The 19,814-nt window shown below is 29.1% G+C and carries 21 protein-coding genes; 3 read left to right on the top strand and 18 right to left on the bottom strand.

Annotation, left to right across the window (positions count from 1 at the left end):
• Positions 1–63 precede the first annotated feature (63 nt).
• Positions 64–1,074, top strand: a complete 1,011-nt coding sequence (locus B2S02_RS13210; RefSeq protein WP_346920851.1) for a hypothetical protein — start codon at positions 64–66, stop codon at positions 1,072–1,074.
• Positions 1,075–1,167: 93 nt separating this feature from the next.
• Here the strand turns inward: B2S02_RS13210 and B2S02_RS13205 are convergent, their stop codons facing one another.
• The 15 genes from B2S02_RS13205 to B2S02_RS13135 form a co-directional block, all read right to left on the bottom strand.
• A complete protein-coding gene (locus tag B2S02_RS13205) occupies positions 1,168–2,046 on the bottom strand; it encodes a DegV family protein (RefSeq protein ID WP_346846495.1) in 879 nt (292 codons plus the stop codon).
• 150 nt (positions 2,047–2,196) lie between these two features.
• A complete protein-coding gene (locus B2S02_RS13200) occupies positions 2,197–2,760 on the bottom strand; it encodes a ferritin family protein (protein ID WP_346846494.1) in 564 nt (187 codons plus the stop codon).
• A gap of 177 nt (positions 2,761–2,937) precedes the next feature.
• Positions 2,938–3,798 (bottom strand): polyamine aminopropyltransferase, encoded by an 861-nt coding sequence (speE, locus tag B2S02_RS13195; protein ID WP_346846493.1) that lies wholly within the window; start codon positions 3,796–3,798, stop codon positions 2,938–2,940.
• Positions 3,799–3,824: 26 nt separating this feature from the next.
• On the bottom strand, positions 3,825–4,634 hold the full coding sequence (gene speD, locus B2S02_RS13190; RefSeq protein WP_035134951.1) for an adenosylmethionine decarboxylase: 810 nt from the start codon (positions 4,632–4,634) through the stop codon (positions 3,825–3,827).
• A gap of 188 nt (positions 4,635–4,822) precedes the next feature.
• The gene (locus B2S02_RS13185; RefSeq protein ID WP_156964382.1) at positions 4,823–4,963 is read right to left on the bottom strand and encodes an LDCC motif putative metal-binding protein; all 141 of its coding nucleotides are present in this window, start codon (positions 4,961–4,963) and stop codon (positions 4,823–4,825) included.
• Between the two features lie 132 nt (positions 4,964–5,095).
• Positions 5,096–5,311 carry a hypothetical protein gene (locus tag B2S02_RS13180; RefSeq protein WP_346876985.1) on the bottom strand — a complete coding sequence of 72 codons (216 nt, stop codon included), beginning with the start codon at positions 5,309–5,311 and terminating at the stop codon, positions 5,096–5,098.
• Positions 5,312–5,569: 258 nt separating this feature from the next.
• Positions 5,570–7,591: a methyl-accepting chemotaxis protein gene (locus B2S02_RS13175; RefSeq protein WP_346879217.1), complete on the bottom strand. Its 2,022-nt coding sequence runs from the start codon at positions 7,589–7,591 to the stop codon at positions 5,570–5,572.
• Positions 7,592–7,877: 286 nt separating this feature from the next.
• A complete protein-coding gene (hypE, locus tag B2S02_RS13170; RefSeq protein WP_346876987.1) occupies positions 7,878–8,885 on the bottom strand; it encodes a hydrogenase expression/formation protein HypE in 1,008 nt (335 codons plus the stop codon).
• An 84-nt stretch (positions 8,886–8,969) separates the two neighbouring features.
• Positions 8,970–10,061 (bottom strand): hydrogenase formation protein HypD, encoded by a 1,092-nt coding sequence (gene hypD, locus B2S02_RS13165; protein WP_346920850.1) that lies wholly within the window; start codon positions 10,059–10,061, stop codon positions 8,970–8,972.
• 1 nt (position 10,062) lies between these two features.
• Entirely contained in the window at positions 10,063–10,305 is a 243-nt protein-coding gene (locus tag B2S02_RS13160) for a HypC/HybG/HupF family hydrogenase formation chaperone (RefSeq protein ID WP_346920849.1), read from the bottom strand.
• Entirely contained in the window at positions 10,283–12,586 is a 2,304-nt protein-coding gene (gene hypF / locus B2S02_RS13155; protein ID WP_346920848.1) for a carbamoyltransferase HypF, read from the bottom strand. The genes B2S02_RS13160 and hypF overlap by 23 nt, the downstream gene beginning before the upstream one ends.
• Position 12,587: 1 nt before the next feature.
• Positions 12,588–12,929: a hydrogenase maturation nickel metallochaperone HypA gene (hypA, locus tag B2S02_RS13150; protein WP_346920847.1), complete on the bottom strand. Its 342-nt coding sequence runs from the start codon at positions 12,927–12,929 to the stop codon at positions 12,588–12,590.
• Positions 12,922–13,383, bottom strand: coding sequence for a hydrogenase maturation protease (locus B2S02_RS13145; protein WP_346846485.1), 462 nt, complete (start codon positions 13,381–13,383; stop codon positions 12,922–12,924). The genes hypA and B2S02_RS13145 overlap by 8 nt, the downstream gene beginning before the upstream one ends.
• A complete protein-coding gene (locus tag B2S02_RS13140) occupies positions 13,380–14,795 on the bottom strand; it encodes a nickel-dependent hydrogenase large subunit (RefSeq protein ID WP_346846484.1) in 1,416 nt (471 codons plus the stop codon). Before B2S02_RS13140 ends, B2S02_RS13145 begins: the two co-directional genes overlap by 4 nt.
• A gap of 2 nt (positions 14,796–14,797) precedes the next feature.
• Positions 14,798–15,670, bottom strand: coding sequence for a hydrogenase small subunit (locus B2S02_RS13135; RefSeq protein ID WP_346846483.1), 873 nt, complete (start codon positions 15,668–15,670; stop codon positions 14,798–14,800).
• A gap of 201 nt (positions 15,671–15,871) precedes the next feature.
• Between B2S02_RS13135 and B2S02_RS13130 the strand changes: the two genes are divergently transcribed.
• Both B2S02_RS13130 and B2S02_RS13125 read left to right on the top strand, forming a co-directional pair.
• Positions 15,872–16,417: a glutathione peroxidase gene (locus tag B2S02_RS13130; RefSeq protein WP_346876990.1), complete on the top strand. Its 546-nt coding sequence runs from the start codon at positions 15,872–15,874 to the stop codon at positions 16,415–16,417.
• A 16-nt stretch (positions 16,418–16,433) separates the two neighbouring features.
• Positions 16,434–16,862: a MarR family transcriptional regulator gene (locus tag B2S02_RS13125; RefSeq protein ID WP_346846481.1), complete on the top strand. Its 429-nt coding sequence runs from the start codon at positions 16,434–16,436 to the stop codon at positions 16,860–16,862.
• A 65-nt stretch (positions 16,863–16,927) separates the two neighbouring features.
• On the opposite strand, the gene B2S02_RS13120 is transcribed toward B2S02_RS13125, so the two are convergent.
• The 3 genes from B2S02_RS13120 to B2S02_RS13110 form a co-directional block, all read right to left on the bottom strand.
• Complete coding sequence (locus B2S02_RS13120) at positions 16,928–17,875, bottom strand: 4Fe-4S binding protein (protein WP_346846480.1); 948 nt, start codon at positions 17,873–17,875, stop codon at positions 16,928–16,930.
• Positions 17,876–18,078: 203 nt separating this feature from the next.
• Positions 18,079–18,981 (bottom strand): LysR family transcriptional regulator, encoded by a 903-nt coding sequence (locus B2S02_RS13115; protein WP_346876992.1) that lies wholly within the window; start codon positions 18,979–18,981, stop codon positions 18,079–18,081.
• Between the two features lie 157 nt (positions 18,982–19,138).
• Complete coding sequence (locus tag B2S02_RS13110; protein ID WP_346879219.1) at positions 19,139–19,513, bottom strand: YkvA family protein; 375 nt, start codon at positions 19,511–19,513, stop codon at positions 19,139–19,141.
• Positions 19,514–19,814: the final 301 nt, after the last annotated feature.

The raw sequence follows: 19,814 nt of genomic DNA, 5'->3' as shown, positions 1-19,814 counted from the left end.
TAAGTATAAAAATAAAAATTATGCTATAATTTATATTATAACATAATTTTTTAGGAGGTTTTTATGGACACTTATACCCTTCCACTTTATCAAAAATCAAGCTTAAAAAAGTCTCTAAAATTTCTTTATTTATTTTTTGTACTATTTTTTTTAATATTATCTATTCTTATATTTATATTTATTACTAAAGAAAATCCCATTATGGGCATTGTTTTTAGCTTGATTTTACTTGTACTTTCTATTTTCTTTATGTATCTATTTATAAATATTGAAATTCTAAAGAAATTTCAAATTGAAATTACTTATGAATATATTAAAATCACTACACCATTTATTAAAAAATTTGCATTTTGGAAAGATATTTATAATATACAAATCTATAATTATCAAAATAATCCTATGTTATCTTTCTTGCTAATTAAGGACCTAAATAAAAAAACAAAATCATCTATATGTAATAATTTAAATTCACTTTTAGGGATTCCACCAACTTCCTTTCAGATATCTCTTAATCTTTTTAAAGATATAGATATGGAAAAACTTTATAATACTATAATTATGCAACTAGACAAAGTATCTGTAAATGATACTGATGTAATTACCGAGATTTCAAATAATATTTATAACAAACCAAATAATAACCTAATTAAATCAATTATACTTTCCTTTATTTTTACATTTATAATTGGAATTATATATGGATTCTCCATATATAAGCTAGAAAGCAATTATTTAATTATACCTATATTGGGTTCTTTATTAATTATATCTGTCTTTAATAAATACTATTTAGAAAAATCTTTTAAATTATCTATTAGATGTTTAGTAGGTTTTATCTGTTCTCTTCAAGTGCCTATTTCAATTATTTCTATGCTGTTCATAGATTTAAAATCATTATTACCACACACCAAATTACTAATGATACTAAAAATGTTAAAGTCAGATGTAAAATATATAATTTATAATCCCATTGACCATTTTTTACTCTTCTTAATTTTTATAGTATGTTTTGGAATTGGATTCTTATATGGAAGAGTTTCTAAAAAAATTCAGAAGAAAACTCTGAATATCTAGATATATAAAAGAATCCTAGGTTAAATTACCACTAACCTAGGCTTCTTTTGCTATATTATAAATAAATATTCCATAATAATTCTTAATAAGTTCTTATTTTAAGTTTTTGTTTCCCATAAATGTTAGTCCTATCATTCCTTGACCAGTGTGAGTTCCAATTATTGGACCTATAGTACTAATAATAATATCTTTTACGAGTTCCTTTTCTCTAATAATATTAGCAAGATACTCAGCTCTTTCTAAGCTATCTGCATGACCTATGATAATAGTTTGTTCCTTCAGGTTTATACCATCTTCTAGCATCTTATCTAGTAATTTCTCCAAGGATTTTTTTTCTCCTCTTACTTTAGATACATTTACTAACTTTCCCTCATAGTCAACACTCAATACAGGCTTTATCTTTAAGGTTGTCCCAATAATTGCTTCCACTGAAGAAATCCTTCCACCTCGTTTTAAGTGATGTAAATCTTCAACTGTAAACCAGTGACAAGTATTATTTCTATGTTCTTCTATCCACTTTACCAATTCCTCAATGGATAAGCCTTCTTCTTTTTTCATTGCAGCATTATATACTAGAAGCCCTTCCCCAACTGAAGCTGAAAGAGAGTCAACTGATATAATTTTTCTTTCAGGGTATTCCTCTTTAAGATCTTGTATCACTAATTGAGAGTTATTATATGTTCCACTAAGTCCTGAAGAAAACGCTATATATAAAATATCCTTTCCTTCCTTCAGTAGCTTTTCAAAGCACTCTCTATAAGTAAAATAATTTATCTGTGTTGTAACAGAAGTATCACCATTTTTTAGTCTCTCGTAAAACTCATGGCTTGTCATTTCTCTCTCATCAGGATAGTGTGTATAGGTTTTATTTTCCATATCAAAGGCCATAGGTATAATGCCTATATTTATTTTCTCTATATTATCAAGAGGTAAATCTACCGTTGAATCTGTAATAATAACATAATCTTTCATATATTCTCCTCCTTTATAATTCATTTTTTCCATACTATATTCGCCTAAAATACTATTTTAACATTTTTTAAGCCTAATGTATATGAATAGATTTCTCAATTTGTTCATATAGTAACTAATTTTCTTGTGTTTAATCTATATAAAGCTTATCTATATTAAATTATACTCATAGGTAAGCTCTATATGTTCCTTTTCCACTTCAATTAAAGCTTGGAAAACTCTTTTTACATTTTCATCGCATACTTCATTCTTATATCTTTCATAATAGTAAACAGCATGCTCTTCTCTTTCCTTTGCCAATTTCAAAAGTGCTTCGTCACTATCATACTTGTCATAGTTTATTTTAGTCAAAGCAGGTGTTTTAGTAAAACCTCCTAATCCCATATGAACCTTTGAATGAAAAATTTCTATTTTTGATAAAGCCTGAAAAGCCTTAGAAACTTCTTCACTCTTTGCTTTTTTAGCTGCTTCTTTATAAAACTCTCCATTAAATATTTCAAGCTTAACGGCATGGTCTAAAATTCTTAATGTGTTTATATCTAGCTTCTTACTATCTACTTCAATAACTTCATCATCACCACTTAAATAAATACTGCTTACTCCACAGAACGGACAGTATACTATGTTACTTATAGAATTTTTATTTATAAAAGCAAATGAATTAAAATCATAATTCTTTTCATTAATATTCATTCCACATATTTTACACTTCATATTAATTCCTCCTAAACTCAATATACATTTTACCATATATTCAAAATGTTTAAAAATAAAAAACCTTTAAAACATGTTAAATTAATTTTAATATGTCAAAGGTTTTTTATTAATATTTTTAATTTTATCTATATAGAAAAATATATCTTCAATTTCCTTTATTATGTATATTGAATATTATTCTTCATCACAAGCATGATCTAGCATATCTAAAACATAGTTAGGGAGAGCAAAAGATCCCACATGTAAGTCTGTATTATAATACTTAGTCTTTAACCCTAAAGAGTTCCATGCCTCAGCATTTAAATCTTTTACTGGATCATACTTTTTAGATGCGAATCCAAATAACCAATGTCCTGATGAGTAAGTTGGAATATGAACTTGATACACTTTCCCTATTGGGAAGGATTCTTTTATACGCTTATGAGCTCTCTTCATAGAACTAGCATACATTTCATAATAAGGACTTTCATGTTGATTTACTAAAATTCCTTCTTCATTTAATGCATCGTAACAATCTCTATAGAATTCTTTTGTAAATAAGCCCTCTCCAGGTCCTATTGGATCAGTAGAATCTACTATTATTAAATCATAGTAATTTTTCCTATTTTTTACAAATTTAATACCATCTTCAAAGTATAAGTTTACTCTTTCATCCTTTAGTTTACTTGATGTTATAGGAAAATACTCTAAACATACATCAACTACTTTTTTATCGATTTCAACCATGTCTATTTCTTTTATTGTATTATATCTTGTTAGTTCTCTGATTGTTCCACCATCTCCAGCTCCTATAACTAAAACTTTTTCAATCTTAGGATTTGTAGCCATAGGAACATGAACTATCATATCATGATAAATAAATTCATCCTTTTCTGTTATCATAACTATTCCATCTAAAGTGAAAAATCTTCCGAATTCCTTTGTCTCAAATACATCTATTCTTTGAAAATCACTTTTCCCAGCATATATTTGCTTGTCAACCTTTATTGAAAACCTAACAGTCTCTGAGTGATTCTCAGTATACCATAACTCCATTTTTCATCCTCCTAGTTAATATAATATTATTCATTATAAACATTCTTACCACTAAATATTTCTATCATTTCTTTTCTAAGTGCATTACTTATATTAAGTCTTTCTCTTGGTAAAAATTCATGAGTATCTTTTTTAAATAGGTAGTTCTGTAAATCAATTTCCTTTATAAGCATTTTAGTATGAAATATATTTGTTTGATACATGTTTATATCCATAGCATCATACTTTTGCAAAGTCTTATCATCAATATAATCTTGAATTGATTTAATTGGTGTATCTATAAAACACTTTTTACCATTAATGTCACGAGTGAATCCTCGAACACGGTAATCAATGGTAATTATATCAGAGTCAAAACTGCTAATTAGATAATCTAATGCATTTAGCGGAGAAATTTGTCCACAAGTAGATACGTCTATATCTACTCGAAAGGTTGCTATAGAATTATCTGGATGATATTCAGGATAAGTATGTACCGTTACATGACTCTTATCCAAATGTGCAACAACAGTCTCCTTAGTTTTTAAAATATATTTACCACTATTACATGATTCATCTATTACCCCATCCCCTAAAGGTTCCTCAGAAATTAATATGGTTACACTTGCACCTTGAGGATCATAGTCCTGCTTGGATATGTTTAACACATGAGCACCAATAATATCAGTAACATCGCATAATATTTTAGTTAATCTTTCTGAATTGTATTGCTCATCAATATAATCTACATACTCCTTTTGTTCTCTTTCACCCTTTGCATAGCAAATGTCATAGATGTTAAAACTTAGTGTCTTAGTAAGATTATTAAAGCCATATAATTTGATTTTATTCTCCATTCTTTTATATACACCTTTCCTTTAGATGAAATTCACTGAGTAAATTTTATTAGGAGTTGTTGAATTTGTCAATAAAAATTTAAAATATAATTATTATATTTTGTTATATGTGAAACCTTATCTATAATTTCAATGTATATACTATAAATATATCTTATAATTCTTATATTATATAAAACATTTATCTATTACTTATTTCTTATAGACTTCTTCTGATTTTGATTATTTAAATTACAGCAATCCATTTTTCTCTTCCCATATAGTTCCTCATTTTGTTTTGCAATCTTATCTAAAAAGCTATTAACCGATTTCTTTATTCTAGTAAACATGCTATCCCTCCATAATAATTATTTATTAGATTATACCAATAACTTATGTGTTTTTAATGGAGTTTTTAATTAAAATATTTTTCATAAAGTTTATGCTCTATCTTAAATAATTTATTAAATATCACTCTAAAATTATACTACGTAACATTTTATTAAGTCATCACCATCTTTATTTTTATCAGTACTTAATATTTTTTCAAGACCTTCTATGACAAAATACTCATTATCCTGTTGTCTTACCATAACTTGAGTATTACTTAACATCATAGGTTCTTTTGAACATCTATTAATTTGATCTATTGAAACATTTTTAAGTAACTGGCTTTTGGGAATTTCTCTTATATCCATAAATACCTCTCCTTTTAACATGCACAATATTGCACGAAACTAAATATATTTTGAGTTCTAACATATAGTATAAACAAATTAAAATATTTTATTTGATATTGACCTAGGTCCTTAAATTTAATTATGCATCTACATAATACTAAGTTTCTATTACATATTATACATATTATTGAGAAAAAAATTTATCCTTTTATTAAATAACTTTTGTATAAAATAAGAAGGAATACAGCTTATTCCATATTCCTTCTCTTATAATCTTTATTCAAATTTGAAAGTATTTATTATTTCTTTTAGTTTTTCAGACATATGTTGTAACTCATTAGCATGACCCGTAAGCTCCTCTGAAATTCCTGTTACCTCTTCTGTTGAAGCAGTAACCTCTTCTGAAGACGCCGCAGTCTCTTGTGATATAGATGATATATTTTCTATCTGAGTTACTACATTATCCTTCTTTTTATTAATAACTACTATATATTCACTAATTTCAGTAACTTTACTTATTAAATCTTGCACTCCTGCCATTATATCGTTAAATACAGCCTTTGCTTCGTCTACTACACCATCTTGTTCCTCTACAATTTTTTCAGTATCCTTAATAGCCACAACAGCAATGTTAGTCTTAGTTTTTATATCATCCACTATCTTCTTAATTTCCATAGTAGAATCCTTTGATTGCTCTGCTAGCTTTCTAATTTCTTCTGCTACTACTGCAAAACCTCGACCAGCTTCACCAGCTCTAGCTGCTTCAATAGATGCATTAAGAGAAAGTAAGTTAGTTTGTTCTGTAATCTGAGAAATAGTATCTGATACTGAATTTATTTTTCCTGTACTTTCATCCATATCTATAACTAACTCTGAAACCTTATTAGTGGAAACCCTTGTATCATTAGACTTTTCTATCAATGTATCTACCATGGTCAATCCTCTGTTGCTTAGGTGATTAGCATTTTCATATACCGCACCCATAGCTTCTGTAGCTTCATTTAATAATTTTAAGTTCTCTGATAATTCAATTATAGCTGTGGCTCCGTCTTGAGCACTATTAGCTTGTTCAATGGCTCCACCAGACACATCTTCTATAGCTCTTGCTACTTCACTGATAGAAGCACTAGTTTCCTCGGCTATAGCAGATAAATTTGATGAAGTTTCTAAAACTATATTAGAAGACTTGTTAACGCTTTTAATTAATGATGATATGTTTTCTATCATTCCATTGAAATTTTCACCTAAGTCTTTAAATTCATCTCTTGACTTTATATTAACATTAACCCTTAAATCTCCATCTTTAACTTTGTTAAAAGCCGTCAATAATCTATTAATATTCTTTGATATAGAATTACTAAATATTAAAGATACTGCTATAGCTATTATAGCTATTACTCCTGAGGTTAGTATAATTATATTTAGAATATTTTGTGTATCCTTTAATAGTTCTTTCTCATCCAAAGATGCTACTATTTTCCAGCCTGTTAATTGACTTGTAGTGTAAACTGCAAACTTCTTTTCCCCATTAAAATCATATTCAGTAAATCCTTCTTTATTTGAGCTTATGTCACTCCAAACAGAAAGCTTAGCAGCTTCATCAGTACCTATGATTTCTTTATTAGGATGTGCTACTAAATTACCATTTGAATCAGATACATACATGTACCCTTCGTTTCCTACCTTAATCTCAGATAATCCATCAGAAAGATTTTTTAAACTTACATTAACTCCTACAACTCCAACTACATTGCTATTTTTTTCTATAGTCTTAGCTACAGTTACTACATTTTCACCAGTAGTTGCACTTTTATATGGTGAAGTTATCACTATTTGACCTTTATTTTCCATAGCCAGTTTATACCATGGTCTAGATTTATAGTCATAATTAGCGTCAGTATTTGCTTCTGGGTAAATATGAAATTTCCCCTTTTCTGTTCCCATAAATACATTTAGAATATCTTCATCCGAATTTTTAACATCTGTCATTAATAGTTTAGCAAATTTAAAGTATTCTTCTTTATCTTCCGTTTCCACAATATTTATATTATTAGATAGTAGCTCTATAGACTTAGACATGCCGATAAAATAGTTATCTATTCCTCTATTCACCTCTAAAATTGTTTGTCTGCTTGTAGTTTCAAGCTTATCGCTTAAAATTGATTTTGATTGTGAGTATATAGTTATTCCCATTCCGGAAACTGGTACTAAACAAATCAGTAAAAGTATAACTATAAGTTTGACTCTAATGCTCTGTAATTTAAATTTCTTAAGCTTATTAAGTTTCTTATGTTTCATATTTTTTCCTCCTAAGTGTATAATTTTTTTAATTTATATATTTTTGTAATTTATATACTTATTATTAATAATGATTAAATTACTTAAAAATCTATAATATTTAATCTATAAAAATATTTCTTTAATCCTTTCTTTAAATTTAATTACAAAATATATTATAAAACTTACTATTATATACTCGAGTACATCTTATTTATCTTTATAAATAATTTAATTATATTTTTATTGAATATAGGTATTTTTAGTAATAAAAAAGAAGCAAAATTTCTCTCACTTCTTAAATCAATCAACATATTCTTGGGATTAATTCTCCTTGTAGCATTCCCAAAACCTTAGTTCCTCCAATGTAAGTTTTTAAATATAATTTACTTTTGCCATCATCTAGTACCTTACCAATAATAGCGCCTTCTCTTCCTAAAGGATTTGATTTAATTACATTTAAAACCCTATGAGCATCTTTATTACTTACAATACAAATTAACTTGCCTTCATTAGCCATATAAAGAGGATCAAATCCTAAAAGATCACAAAAATTCCTTACATCCTCTCTTATAGGTATATCTTTTTGCCATATTTCCATAGACTTTCCACTAGTGCTCACTAACTCCTTTAAAGTGTTAGCTAACCCTCCTCTAGTTGGATCTCGCATTACTCTAATTTCATTGCTAGTATCCATTATAGCTTTTGTTAGTTCATTAAGAGCAGCACAATCACTCTTTAAACCTGACTCTATATCTAAATTTTCTCTTTCATTTATAATAGATGTGCCATGATCTCCAATAGTACCACTTATAATTATTGCATCTCCTTCTTTTATCTCCTTTATGTTTAACTGATAATTATTTTTTTCTATATATCCTATTCCTGTTGTATTAATATAAATTTTATGACCTTTTCCTCTTTGTACAACCTTAGTATCTCCTGTTACTATTTTAACTCCTATTTTATTAGCAGTATCAGCCATAGATTTTACTATTTTCTCTAAATCTTTAATTTCTAATCCTTCTTCAAGAATAAAACCAGCAGATATATATATGGGAGTTGAACCACTTACGCACAAATCATTCACAGTACCACAAATACTCAGTTTCCCTATATCTCCACCCTTAAAAAACAGAGGATCTACCACAAAACTATCTGTAGTTACTGCTATTTTCCCCTTAATCATATCTAATATAGCTGAATCCCCTTGTTCCTTTAATATATCATTATTAAAATACCTTAGAAATACATTCTTTATTAATTTATACGTTTCCTCTCCTCCACTCCCATGGGCTAATGTTATAACTTCCATAGCTCCTCCTAATATTAAACTTCAAAATAATTTAAATATGCATATAATTAAACTTGTTACCTTATTCTATGTTAAACTTATAAGCTACAATTCTTTTGTACTGTATACAATACCACAACTTCCTTCTTTAGATACCATGCATGGACCAATTGGAGTCCTTGGTGTACACATCTTTCCAAAAGCATTACAATCCATAGGACTTTTTATTCCCCTTAATATATCTCCACAAATACACTGATTATTTTTATTTACAATTTTATTTTTTAAAGAAAATTTATTTCTAGCATCAAAGTAGCTATATTCCTCTCTTAGTTTATATCCTGTACCGTCTATTTCTCCAAAACCCCTCCAAAAACTAGATGAAGTTTCAAAGACCTGATTTAATATCTCTTGTGCTTTTCTATTTCCTTCTGTATAAACAAAACCTTTATATAAATTTTCACATCCGTAATTACCTCTCTCTTTTTTATATATGATATAAAGTATCCCAACTAATATATCTATAGCCTTGAAGCCGCATATAGCCATAGGAGTTTTATACTCATTAGATAATCTCTCAAAGGGTCTGCAACCAATTATTGTTGCTACATGTCCTGGACATATAAATCCATGAATTTTAACTTCTTCATCTAAAATTAGGGTAGACATAACCTTAGGCATAGCCTTTAGAGAATTCAAAATAAAAAAGTTATTTACATTTTTCTCTAGTGCTTCTTTTATTGTAAGAGCTATTATAGGTGCTGTAGTTTCAAAGCCTATAGCTAAAAAAACTATAATCTTATCTCTATTATTTATTGCTATCTTCAAAGCATCTAATGGGGAATATACAACTTCTACCTTTCTTCCTTTAGCCATCTGTTCTCTTAATGAGCTACAACTCCCTGGAACTTTAATCATGTCGCCAAAGGTAGTTATTATTACATCTTTTTTCTCACTTAACTCTATGGCATGATCTATATAGCTCTCATCTGTTACACAAACAGGACATCCTGGTCCTGATAACAACCTAATATTAGGTGGTAACAGCTTATCAATACCTGAATTATAAATACTTCGTGTATGTGTACCACAAACCTCCATTATATTTATGTTTTCCTTACACCTTTCCTTTATGTTTTTTAATAGTTTAATTGCCAAATTAATTTCCCTTGAATTTCCTTCATCTCTATAAAACATACTAAAAGTCTCCCATTAACTCCTTAAATATTATTAAAGTCTCCATAGCCTCTTTTTCTTCTATTTTTTCAATGGCACAACCAACATGAACCAAAACATATTCTCCAACAACTAAATTTTCTATTAGACTAGTATTAATTTTTTTTCTTAAACTCCCAAATTCAACTAAGGAATTACCTTCACATATTTCTAATACCTTTCCTGGAATGGCTACACACATATTAATTCTCCTTACATAACTCATTTCCAATAACTATCTGACCTATAGACAATCCCCCATCATTGCAAGGTATTAATCTATGGGTTATAACTTGAAATCCACTTTCCTTCAACGACGTCTCAATTCCTTCTAATAAAATAGAGTTTTGAAATACACCTCCACTTAAAGCTACCTTATTTATGCTATATTCTTCTCTTAACTTAATACAAATTTTATTTGAAAAATCTATTATAGTATTATGAAATTTTAGAGCTATACACCCTTTATCAATGTTATTATTTAAATCCTTTATAATGCCTCTAATTATATTATTTATATTTATAATATAAGGCAGGCTACCACTAATTTCCCATTGATATATATTCTCACACCTTTTTATATAATCATAATTATTAGTACCCTTTAAAGAATCAATGAAATCTTCTGCTAAGCTTTCAACATACATAGCAGCCTCTCCTTCATAGGATACTTCTTTGTTAAAATCTAAAAGACTGGCAATTCCATCAAATAGTCTTCCCATACTAGAAGTTAGTGGACAATTAAAATTCTTTCTTAGCATGTTAATAATTATCCTTGATTCCATACCATAAAAATATTTACAAGCAGCTTCTTCAATCTCCTCTTCCTTTAAAACTCCAAACAAAAGAGATAGTCCAATTCTCCATGGAAATTTTACTGCTCTATCCCTTCCAGGCAAAGGAATATATTTTAAGTGTGCTCCCCTAATAAAGTTCTTTTTATCACATATTAAAAACTCTCCTCCCCAAAGGTTTCCATCTTCTCCATATCCCACTCCATCAAAGGCTATCCCTATAACTTTATCCTTTTCTTTATTTTCTATCATGCAGCTCACTATGTGACTATGATGATGATAAACACCTAAAGTTTTCACCTTGTTTTTATCTAAATAATTCTTACTCCAATAATTAGGATGCATATCATGAATAATTGTATTCGGTTCAACTTTAAAAATATTCTTCATGTGCTTTAACACTCTATTAAATCTTAAATAATTCTCTTCTCCCTCCATGTCTCCAATATAAGGACTTGTAAAAATACAATCTCCACTTCCAAGAGAAAATGAATTTTTAAATTGAGATCCTAAGGCTAGGATATTTTCTTTGAATATATACTTATTATAGTAAGGGGCATAACCTCTACCAGCCCTTATAACCCTACCGTAACCACCAATTACTTGAACTACAGAATCATCAACGGGCATATTAATTTCTCTATTATGAATAAAAAAATAATCTACTATTTCCATAAGATTGTCTATAGCCTCTATATCCTCATATATTATTGGCATAGTACTTAGATTCCCGCTAGTAAAAACTAAAATATCTATGTTGTTACCAAATATTAAATAATGAAGGGGAGAATAGGGTAATACTACTCCTAGTCTTTTATTATTAAAAGAAATATTAGTTGGTAGTTTATTGTTCTTTTTCTTTAAAAGCAATATAGGTTTCTTATTTCCTGTTAAAATTTCTTTTTCTTCATTATTTACATAACAATATTTTTCTACTACATTTATATCTTTCATCATAAGGGCTAATGCCTTATCTGGTCTATGTTTTCTAAGCCTTAGTTTTTCTATAGCTAGTTCATTATTTCCATCACAAACAAGATTAAAACCACCTATGCCCTTAACTCCAATTATTTTTCCTTCCCTTAAATACTTTCTCACACTTTCAAATTTATCGCTAGATTTTATAGGGCTCCCCTTATTATCTAAGAGGATTACTCTTGGACCACAAGAGTAACAACAGGTAGGCTCTGCATGAAATCTTCTATCATTAAGATTTTCATATTCTTTCTTACATTTGTCACACATAATAAAATTATCCATAGAAGTATATTCTCTATCATAGGGAGTATTTTTTATTATTGAAAATCGAGGACCACAATTTGTACAATTTATAAAAGGATATAAATATCTTCTTGGATTATTACTATCCCCTAGCTCTTTTTCACACTCCTTACATGTAGCTATATCTGGAGAAATTAAAGTCCTCCCCTTCTCTTCGGTACTTTCTACTATGAGAAACTCCTTATAATCCTTTAGGCTTTTTTTATTCTCAACTACTACTTCTTCAATACTACTTAACTCAGGTGCCCTTTCCTTAAGGTTAGTTAAAAAATTATCTATACCTACTTCAGCTCCTTGAATTTCCATAACCACTCCCTTACTTGTATTATTCACCCAACCTGATAGTTGATTTTCTAAAGCTATTCTATATACAAAAGGTCTAAATCCTACGCCTTGAACTGTCCCTTTAACTATAATTCCTTTTCTAATCACTTTATTCTCCTTCTATTCTGTAGAGTAAAATTTCATAACCTGAAGTTATTTCATTACTTATCTGATTACAAATAGGACACTTTCTATTTGTAGTCTTTAAAGGAAATTCCTTATGACAATTATTACAATATGACTTACTTAATAACTTTTCTATAATAAGTTTTGCACCCTCACAACAACTCCCTGAACTCATTTCTTTAAAAATAAAATCAATGGAGGAATTATCTATACAAGAAAATTCTCCTATTTGTAAAAATACTTTTGATACCTTAGTTATATTATTTTTAATACACTGTTTCTCAACCATATCTATAACGTAACTAATTATTGAAATTTCATGCATTTATATCACCAATTATCCTTTTAATTTCCCTAAATACTTTTTTAGTAATTTCAGAAAATTTATCCTTTAAAGTATTAGATAACTCTAAGGAATAATTCACCTTTTCCACTTCAATACCAACTAAATATCCAGCAATTTCTCTATATTCTTCTCTTAAAACCCTCAAAAGATTTTCACTATGCATATCTCTGCAAGGGTTAATAAATTTATCACATTCCTTTAAATTTAAGACTGAAACTCTGCCAGGTTCAATTCCAAAGTAGGTACTGTCTACCAGAATAACAGTATCTTCCTTATTAATTTCATTTAAATAATATATATAATCAATTCCAACTATTAATACCTTAACTTCTTTGCTATAGCTTTCCAGTTGGGCCCCTATGAACTCCATTACCTTTACTCCTATACCATCATCACCCAAAATAATATTTCCTATGGCAAAAATCTTTATCATAGTATATTTATTGTTATAGGCTCATATTTATCACTGGTTACATGTGCGGCACAGTTTAAACATGGATCAAAGCTTCTTACTATACGTCCTATTTCTACTGGATGGACCATATCTTTTATTTCCGTTCCTATCAACGCTTCTTCCACTGGCCCTTTTATTCCCCTATTATCAGTAGGTGACAAATTCCAAGATGAAGGTGGTATTAAAGTATAGTGGTGTACTAACTTATTCTTAATAGACAACCAATGTCCTAGGGATCCTCTCTCTGCTTCTATTAATCCAACGCCTCTTGATTCCTCAGGTATTTCCCATTGCTCTTGATAAGCCTTTTTTAGTTTTAATAAATCTATTAATCCCTCTATAGCTTCACAAAGTCTCTTCGCCTCTATTGATTTAGCAATTATTCTATCCATAATAGATACTCCTCCACTATAGTCACCACTTAAAGTCATTCTAGCTAGTGCCCCAACCTCCATAGGATTCCCCTTATATCTAGGTGCATTAACCCAACTATATGCTTCTGGTTTATAAGGATTATAGGTGATTTTATTGTCTTCTCCTGGTATTAAAGTTTGCAAATCTGATTCTACCCAAGTTTTAGAAATATCTTCTGCTATATTGCTAGACTGAAATTCTTCTCTAATTCCATTTATCATTACTCCAGTTGATACCATTTTAATTGGATGCAAGTAATTGTCATACAATCCATAACTCATAAAATTCTTATATCCATCACCAATTTTAAAATAATCTTCATAAGTGGCTGCTATAGTATATACATCCGGTATAAGCTTATCTACAATAAAACTTTTTATTACTTTTATACTATATTTAATGTTTTCTATTTGTGGTATATCAATATTGGTAGTTGTGCCACCTACAAAAATGCCATGACAATGAGGAACTTTTCCAGCTAATTCAGCTACAGCTCTATGTGCTTCTCTACTATACCTTACTGCTCCTAAGTAATCTTCATTTATTCTTTTTGTATCCTCTCTAGATAACCTGTAATCAGCAGCTTTAGCACTTTCCGTTTTATACAACGGATTTATATGAACTATATCTACATAATCTGGAAATACGAAAAAATATATGTGCCTCAAATAATTCTGCAAAAATTCAAATCCGTTAGCAATATCTCTAACTACTTTCCCATTAAAATCAGGTGTAACTTTCATTGCATCTTCTAGACATAAAGTAGCAGCTACAGCATGATGGGTAGAACAAATTCCACATACCCTTGGAGCCAGTCTTATAATATCTAAGGGATATCTACCTTTAAACATCTCCTCAAATCCCCTAAACTGACTTCCACTACTTTTTGCATCTATAATCTTATTATTAACTACATTTACTTCTATATTTAAAAGTCCACTTACCCTAGTCAATGGATCAATTACTATCTTAGTCATAATTAAACTCCTCCATATTTTACAAAAGGCTCTGTTCCATCTGGAAATCTAGGTCCTGCACAGCCTATACAATTAGTATTATCCCCGATAGGCCAATTATCAGTGCCATTCCATCGACTTACAGGACAATATGCATGGGTTATTGGACCTCTGCACCCTAGAGAAAATAAACATTCTGGATCTCCAAATTTCTTAGCAAATATCCCATTATCAAAAAACCTTCTTCTTGGACAATTGTCATGAATTGTCTCTCCATAATAAGCCTTTGGTCTTCCATCACTATCAACTTCTGGCATACCATAGGATGTAATATAACCCAAAATTCCCATAGTCCAAACAGGATTTGCAGGACAACCTGGTATTCTAATAATGTCATCTCTTTTTAAAAACTCTGATATGCTAACTCCATTAGATATATTAGGTCTTGCTGCAGTAGGTCCTCCATAACAAGCACATGTTCCCACAGAAATAATATATTTAGCGTTTTTAGCTATAGTTTCTACCGCCTCCATTGCTGTTATTTTTCTTCCATTATAGGTAGCAACAGTAGTAAATAGACCATTATCTCTTAATGGTACTGCGCCACAAACTAAAAATATATATTCAGTATCCAAAATTTCAAATATTCTCTCATAGCTTTCTTGTCCCTCATCTCCATTTATACTGCCAAAGAAAATCATATTAACAAATTCCTTTAGCATATATATAACATCTGGTTCATCTCCATTTAACAGAGAAATTACTTCTCCAAAACACCCTGATATCTCTAACCATATAGCATTGATTCTCCCCTTTTTACCTTGTTGTACTTCTTCAATCGCTCTTTTTGCATAGGAGATAGCCAATTCTTCTTTATTTCTTAGAAAATTACACATAATTATTCCTCTTTTAAATTACTACTATAATAATAGTTTTTTAGTATAAATTTTATGCAATATTTTTAAATTAATTTTATTTTCATATTGACATACTTAAGATTCCACTGTAATATTAACTTAAAGATATCGATTGTGCACAATTTGATTGTTAGCTATTTTGTATTACACTATATACCCATCATAAAAGGAGAAATATATATGAATATTTATGATTTTAAAGTTAAAACTATAGACGGAGAAGAAACTACTTTAGAAAAATACAAAGGTAAGGTTCTAGTGGTTGTAAACACAGCTAGTAAATGTGGATTTACACCTCAATATTCTGATTTAGAAAATATCTATAAAAAATATAAGGATATGGGGCTAGAAATTTTAGGCTTCCCATGTAATCAATTTGCCGAACAAGAACCTGGTAATAACAATGATGTAAAAGCATTTTGTCAGTTAAACTATGGTGTTACCTTCCCATTATTTGAAAAGGTAGATGTTAAGGGACAAACAGCTCATCCCCTATTCAAGTTTTTAAGTAATTCTATGCCTTTTAAGGGTTTTGATTTAAGTACCCCTAGCGGAAGACTACTAGATAACATCTTGAAAGAAAAATACCCTGAGTATATTATTGGTAATAGTATTAAGTGGAACTTCACTAAATTCTTAATAGACAGAGATGGAAATATAGTAAATAGATTTGAATCTCCTGTAGATCCTATGGATATGATTCCAGAGATAGAAAAAATTTTATAGGACTGAGGTTTCTAATATGAGTTATGAACACTTAGATATTGATAAGCAACTATGCTTTGCTTTATATGCTTCTTCAAAAGCTATAATAAAAAGTTATAAGCCACTATTAGATGAACTTGGCATTACTTACACTCAATATATTACCCTTTTAGTCCTTTGGAAAGAGGATAATATAACTGTAAAAGAGTTAGGCAAGAAACTTTATTTGGATTCTGGAACCCTTACACCTGTATTAAAAAGACTTGAATCCATGGATATAATACAAAGGATAAGAGCTTCTCAAGATGAAAGAAATGTATATGTGAAACTAACAGATAAAGGTATTTCAATGAAGGATAAAGCTTCAAAAATACCTGAAAAGATGTTCTGTAGTACTGGTCTTTCTTTAGATGAAGTATCAGACTTAAGAGAAAAACTTAAATTTTTATTAAATAATCTACAATAGAAAAACAAGCTAGGTACAAGTATTTCAACTTAAACCTAGCTTACTTTTTTATTTCTATATCTTAATTAACAGGAATAGTTTCTCTTGGTGTGGACCTCTGCCTTTAATATTTCTTCTTTCTCTTTTAGAATTTCATTACCTAGTATTCCTTTAGATACTTCTTCAAATCCAATTCTCTCTACCATATCACCAAATCTTTCTCCAGTTTTTCCGTTATCTCTATAATATAAAATTGCTTTTTCTATTATATCCATAGCCTCATCATATAAATAAACCCCTTTCAATGGTTCACCACGTCTTGGAGTTTTACCCCATTTCCCACCTATAAATAGTTTTACACCATCTTTTTTGCATACCATTGAACCAAAATGACATTTATCTATACAAAGTCCACAGTTTGTACACTTCTCCCTATCTATTTGAAGCTTTCCATTAATAACTTTTGCTGCTCCTTTTTTACAAGCCTCTTCTACTGAACACTTTTTACATCCTAAACATAAATCCTCATTACAATCTGGTACTCTTTGACCCATTATGCCAAAATCATTTAAGTCTGGCTTTATACAGTTATTTGGACATCCACCTATACCTATTTTAAACTTATGTGGCAAAAGTACATTGTAATATCCTTTATAAAATCTTTCATGTATTTTCCTTGCTAATTCTTGTGTATCTAAAAGCCCAAATATACATACGGTTCCTTTGCACGCTACTACAGGTCTAACTCTCGGACCCGTCCCTCCCCCTTCTAGTCCTGCTTCACTAAGCTCTTCTTTTACCTTTTGAATATCTTCAAATCTTATCCATGGAATTTCTACTGTAAGTCTTGTAGTATAACTCATATATCCTCTTCCATATTTTTCTGATATTTCAGAAAGGACTCTTGTTTCCTTTGAATTTAAGCATCCGTCCTCAGTTATAACTCTACATGCAAAGTGTATTCCATCTCTTTGTGGAAGAAATCCTTGACCCTTTAATTTTGATTTTTCTTCTGCTGATGCTATTATTGCCATTTTCTTCACTACCCTTCTTTATTTCATTGTATTGACATTCTAATTGTTAATCTTTCTGCACTTGTCATACCCTTGTAATATTTTCATGTTTATTATATCTCTGCAATTTTACAAAGTGAACTTAAGATTAGTTATAGTAAGATAAAGATTCTTTATACTTAGGATAACTTAAATATAAAATAGAGACTAAATTAGAAGATGTTTTATTCTAATTCAGTCTCATCACATTGCTTTTTACAAAAATCAATAAAGTTCTTTATAAAATCCATATTTGAGTTTTTTAAATATATAAAATTAAATTCTCTTTTCATTTTCATATTTTTGATTGATAATGCTTTAAATTTTTTACACATCAATGGTGAATTTAATGCTTCCTTTGATACCACTGTTGCTCCAAGTCCAGATTCTACTAAAGACATAATTGCTGTTATATCTCCAATTTCCATATAAGGATTAATATTCTTAGGTTCAAATCCTTGCTGCACCATATAATCTTCAAATATCTGCCTTGTCCCAGATCCTTTTTCTCTTAGTATAAGTTTTTCTGAAAGAATTTCATCCATTGTTATTTTCTTTTTCTTAGCCATTTCATGACTTTTTGAAATAGCAAATACTAGTTCATCATCTTTAAATTTTTCATAAATCACCTTACTTTTATCAAAGGGGCCCTCTATAACACCCAATATAATCTCACCACTAAAGAGTTTTTGGATTATATTCCCTGTATTTTCCACATGAAGTATTACATCTATGTTTTTGTTGCTCACCTTATAATTTCCTATGATAGATGGAAGTACATATCCCCCTATAGTAAGAGTTGCGCCTACATTATATCTCTTTATAATAGATGATTCATTTGAAAGATGGTTTTTTGCTAATTTACTTATTTTATCAATTTCTAAAGCATACTTATAAAGTATCCTTCCTGCCCCCGTAAGCTCCATGTTCTTATTTTTTTTTTCTAATAACTTCACATTGTAATATTCCTCTAAAAGTTTTATATGATGAGAAATTGCAGGTTGAGTCATATTTAATATGCTGGCAGCCCGTGTAAAGTTCTTTGTATCAGCCACAGTAATAAATGTTTCAAGCTTTATATCGATCACAGCTTATATCCATTCCTTCCTAAATTACAATAAGATACCCTAATTATACTACGTATATTTCTAAAGTTCCAATTCATCATATTAAATACTCTAATTACATTTTAGTTAATATTCCATCTACCTATATCTTCCTTAATAAAAATCGATTTTTATATTTCTATGGCAAACTTTTATTTATTATAACTAATGCTATTAATATCCATATTAATATAATAATTCCACTGGCTACATAATTTTTAGGTTTTCCTTCCTTAAAAATATTTTCTGCTTCAAGTCTGCAACTTTCTATAACTTCTTTTGGAATGAGCTTTAAGGACAGCCAAATCAGAACAGGTAATAAGATAGCATCATCCAAAAATCCAAAAATAGGTATAAAGTCCGGTATTAAATCTACTGGACTAAACGCATAGCCTATAGTTATTGCAACTACTACCTTTGCATACCATGGTGTGCTTCTTTTTTTATATACAAGATACAAGGTATCTATATGTGCTTTTAACTTTTTTGCCCAATACTTTATCTTTTCTATCATACTATTTACCCTCATCCACTTATTTAAATTATCAATACATAATTCTATACTATCAAATCTACTATATAAATAGTTTATTTTATAAACTGTTTATATACAACAGTTACTTTACATAGTTGAATTTTATTTTTATACTTATCTAAACATATTTGCGTAATTCATTTTAATTTACATATACTTTATTAAATAGTTTGAAAAATTTATTATATTTACAGATTAGTTTAATTATAAATGCAAAATAAGCCCTAACTTTGTGGTAAAATATTCTTATGCCTTAGTAACATTTATTATTACCGTAGGA

The organism is Clostridium sp. UBA7339, assembly GCF_002470865.1.
Classification (GTDB): domain Bacteria; phylum Bacillota; class Clostridia; order Clostridiales; family Clostridiaceae; genus Clostridium_J; species Clostridium_J sulfidigenes.
Note: the sequence above shows the minus strand (reverse complement) of the source record. Positions and strands in the feature narration are given on the sequence as shown.

What these genes read in the sequence shown, in the direction of transcription:
- B2S02_RS13210 (WP_346920851.1), top strand. Translation starts at nt 64, where the DNA reads ATGGACACTTATACCCTTCCACTTTATCAAAAATCAAGCTTAAAAAAG.
- B2S02_RS13205 (WP_346846495.1), bottom strand. Translation starts at nt 2,046, where the DNA reads ATGAAAGATTATGTTATTATTACAGATTCAACGGTAGATTTACCTCTT.
- B2S02_RS13200 (WP_346846494.1), bottom strand. Translation starts at nt 2,760, where the DNA reads ATGAAGTGTAAAATATGTGGAATGAATATTAATGAAAAGAATTATGAT.
- speE (WP_346846493.1), bottom strand. Translation starts at nt 3,798, where the DNA reads ATGGAGTTATGGTATACTGAGAATCACTCAGAGACTGTTAGGTTTTCA.
- speD (WP_035134951.1), bottom strand. Translation starts at nt 4,634, where the DNA reads ATGGAGAATAAAATCAAATTATATGGCTTTAATAATCTTACTAAGACA.
- B2S02_RS13185 (WP_156964382.1), bottom strand. Translation starts at nt 4,963, where the DNA reads ATGTTTACTAGAATAAAGAAATCGGTTAATAGCTTTTTAGATAAGATT.
- B2S02_RS13180 (WP_346876985.1), bottom strand. Translation starts at nt 5,311, where the DNA reads ATGGATATAAGAGAAATTCCCAAAAGCCAGTTACTTAAAAATGTTTCA.
- B2S02_RS13175 (WP_346879217.1), bottom strand. Translation starts at nt 7,591, where the DNA reads ATGAAACATAAGAAACTTAATAAGCTTAAGAAATTTAAATTACAGAGC.
- hypE (WP_346876987.1), bottom strand. Translation starts at nt 8,885, where the DNA reads ATGGAAGTTATAACATTAGCCCATGGGAGTGGAGGAGAGGAAACGTAT.
- hypD (WP_346920850.1), bottom strand. Translation starts at nt 10,061, where the DNA reads ATGTTTTATAGAGATGAAGGAAATTCAAGGGAAATTAATTTGGCAATT.
- B2S02_RS13160 (WP_346920849.1), bottom strand. Translation starts at nt 10,305, where the DNA reads ATGAGTTATGTAAGGAGAATTAATATGTGTGTAGCCATTCCAGGAAAG.
- hypA (WP_346920847.1), bottom strand. Translation starts at nt 12,929, where the DNA reads ATGCATGAAATTTCAATAATTAGTTACGTTATAGATATGGTTGAGAAA.
- B2S02_RS13145 (WP_346846485.1), bottom strand. Translation starts at nt 13,383, where the DNA reads ATGATAAAGATTTTTGCCATAGGAAATATTATTTTGGGTGATGATGGT.
- B2S02_RS13140 (WP_346846484.1), bottom strand. Translation starts at nt 14,795, where the DNA reads ATGACTAAGATAGTAATTGATCCATTGACTAGGGTAAGTGGACTTTTA.
- B2S02_RS13135 (WP_346846483.1), bottom strand. Translation starts at nt 15,670, where the DNA reads ATGTGTAATTTTCTAAGAAATAAAGAAGAATTGGCTATCTCCTATGCA.
- B2S02_RS13130 (WP_346876990.1), top strand. Translation starts at nt 15,872, where the DNA reads ATGAATATTTATGATTTTAAAGTTAAAACTATAGACGGAGAAGAAACT.
- B2S02_RS13125 (WP_346846481.1), top strand. Translation starts at nt 16,434, where the DNA reads ATGAGTTATGAACACTTAGATATTGATAAGCAACTATGCTTTGCTTTA.
- B2S02_RS13120 (WP_346846480.1), bottom strand. Translation starts at nt 17,875, where the DNA reads ATGGCAATAATAGCATCAGCAGAAGAAAAATCAAAATTAAAGGGTCAA.
- B2S02_RS13110 (WP_346879219.1), bottom strand. Translation starts at nt 19,513, where the DNA reads ATGATAGAAAAGATAAAGTATTGGGCAAAAAAGTTAAAAGCACATATA.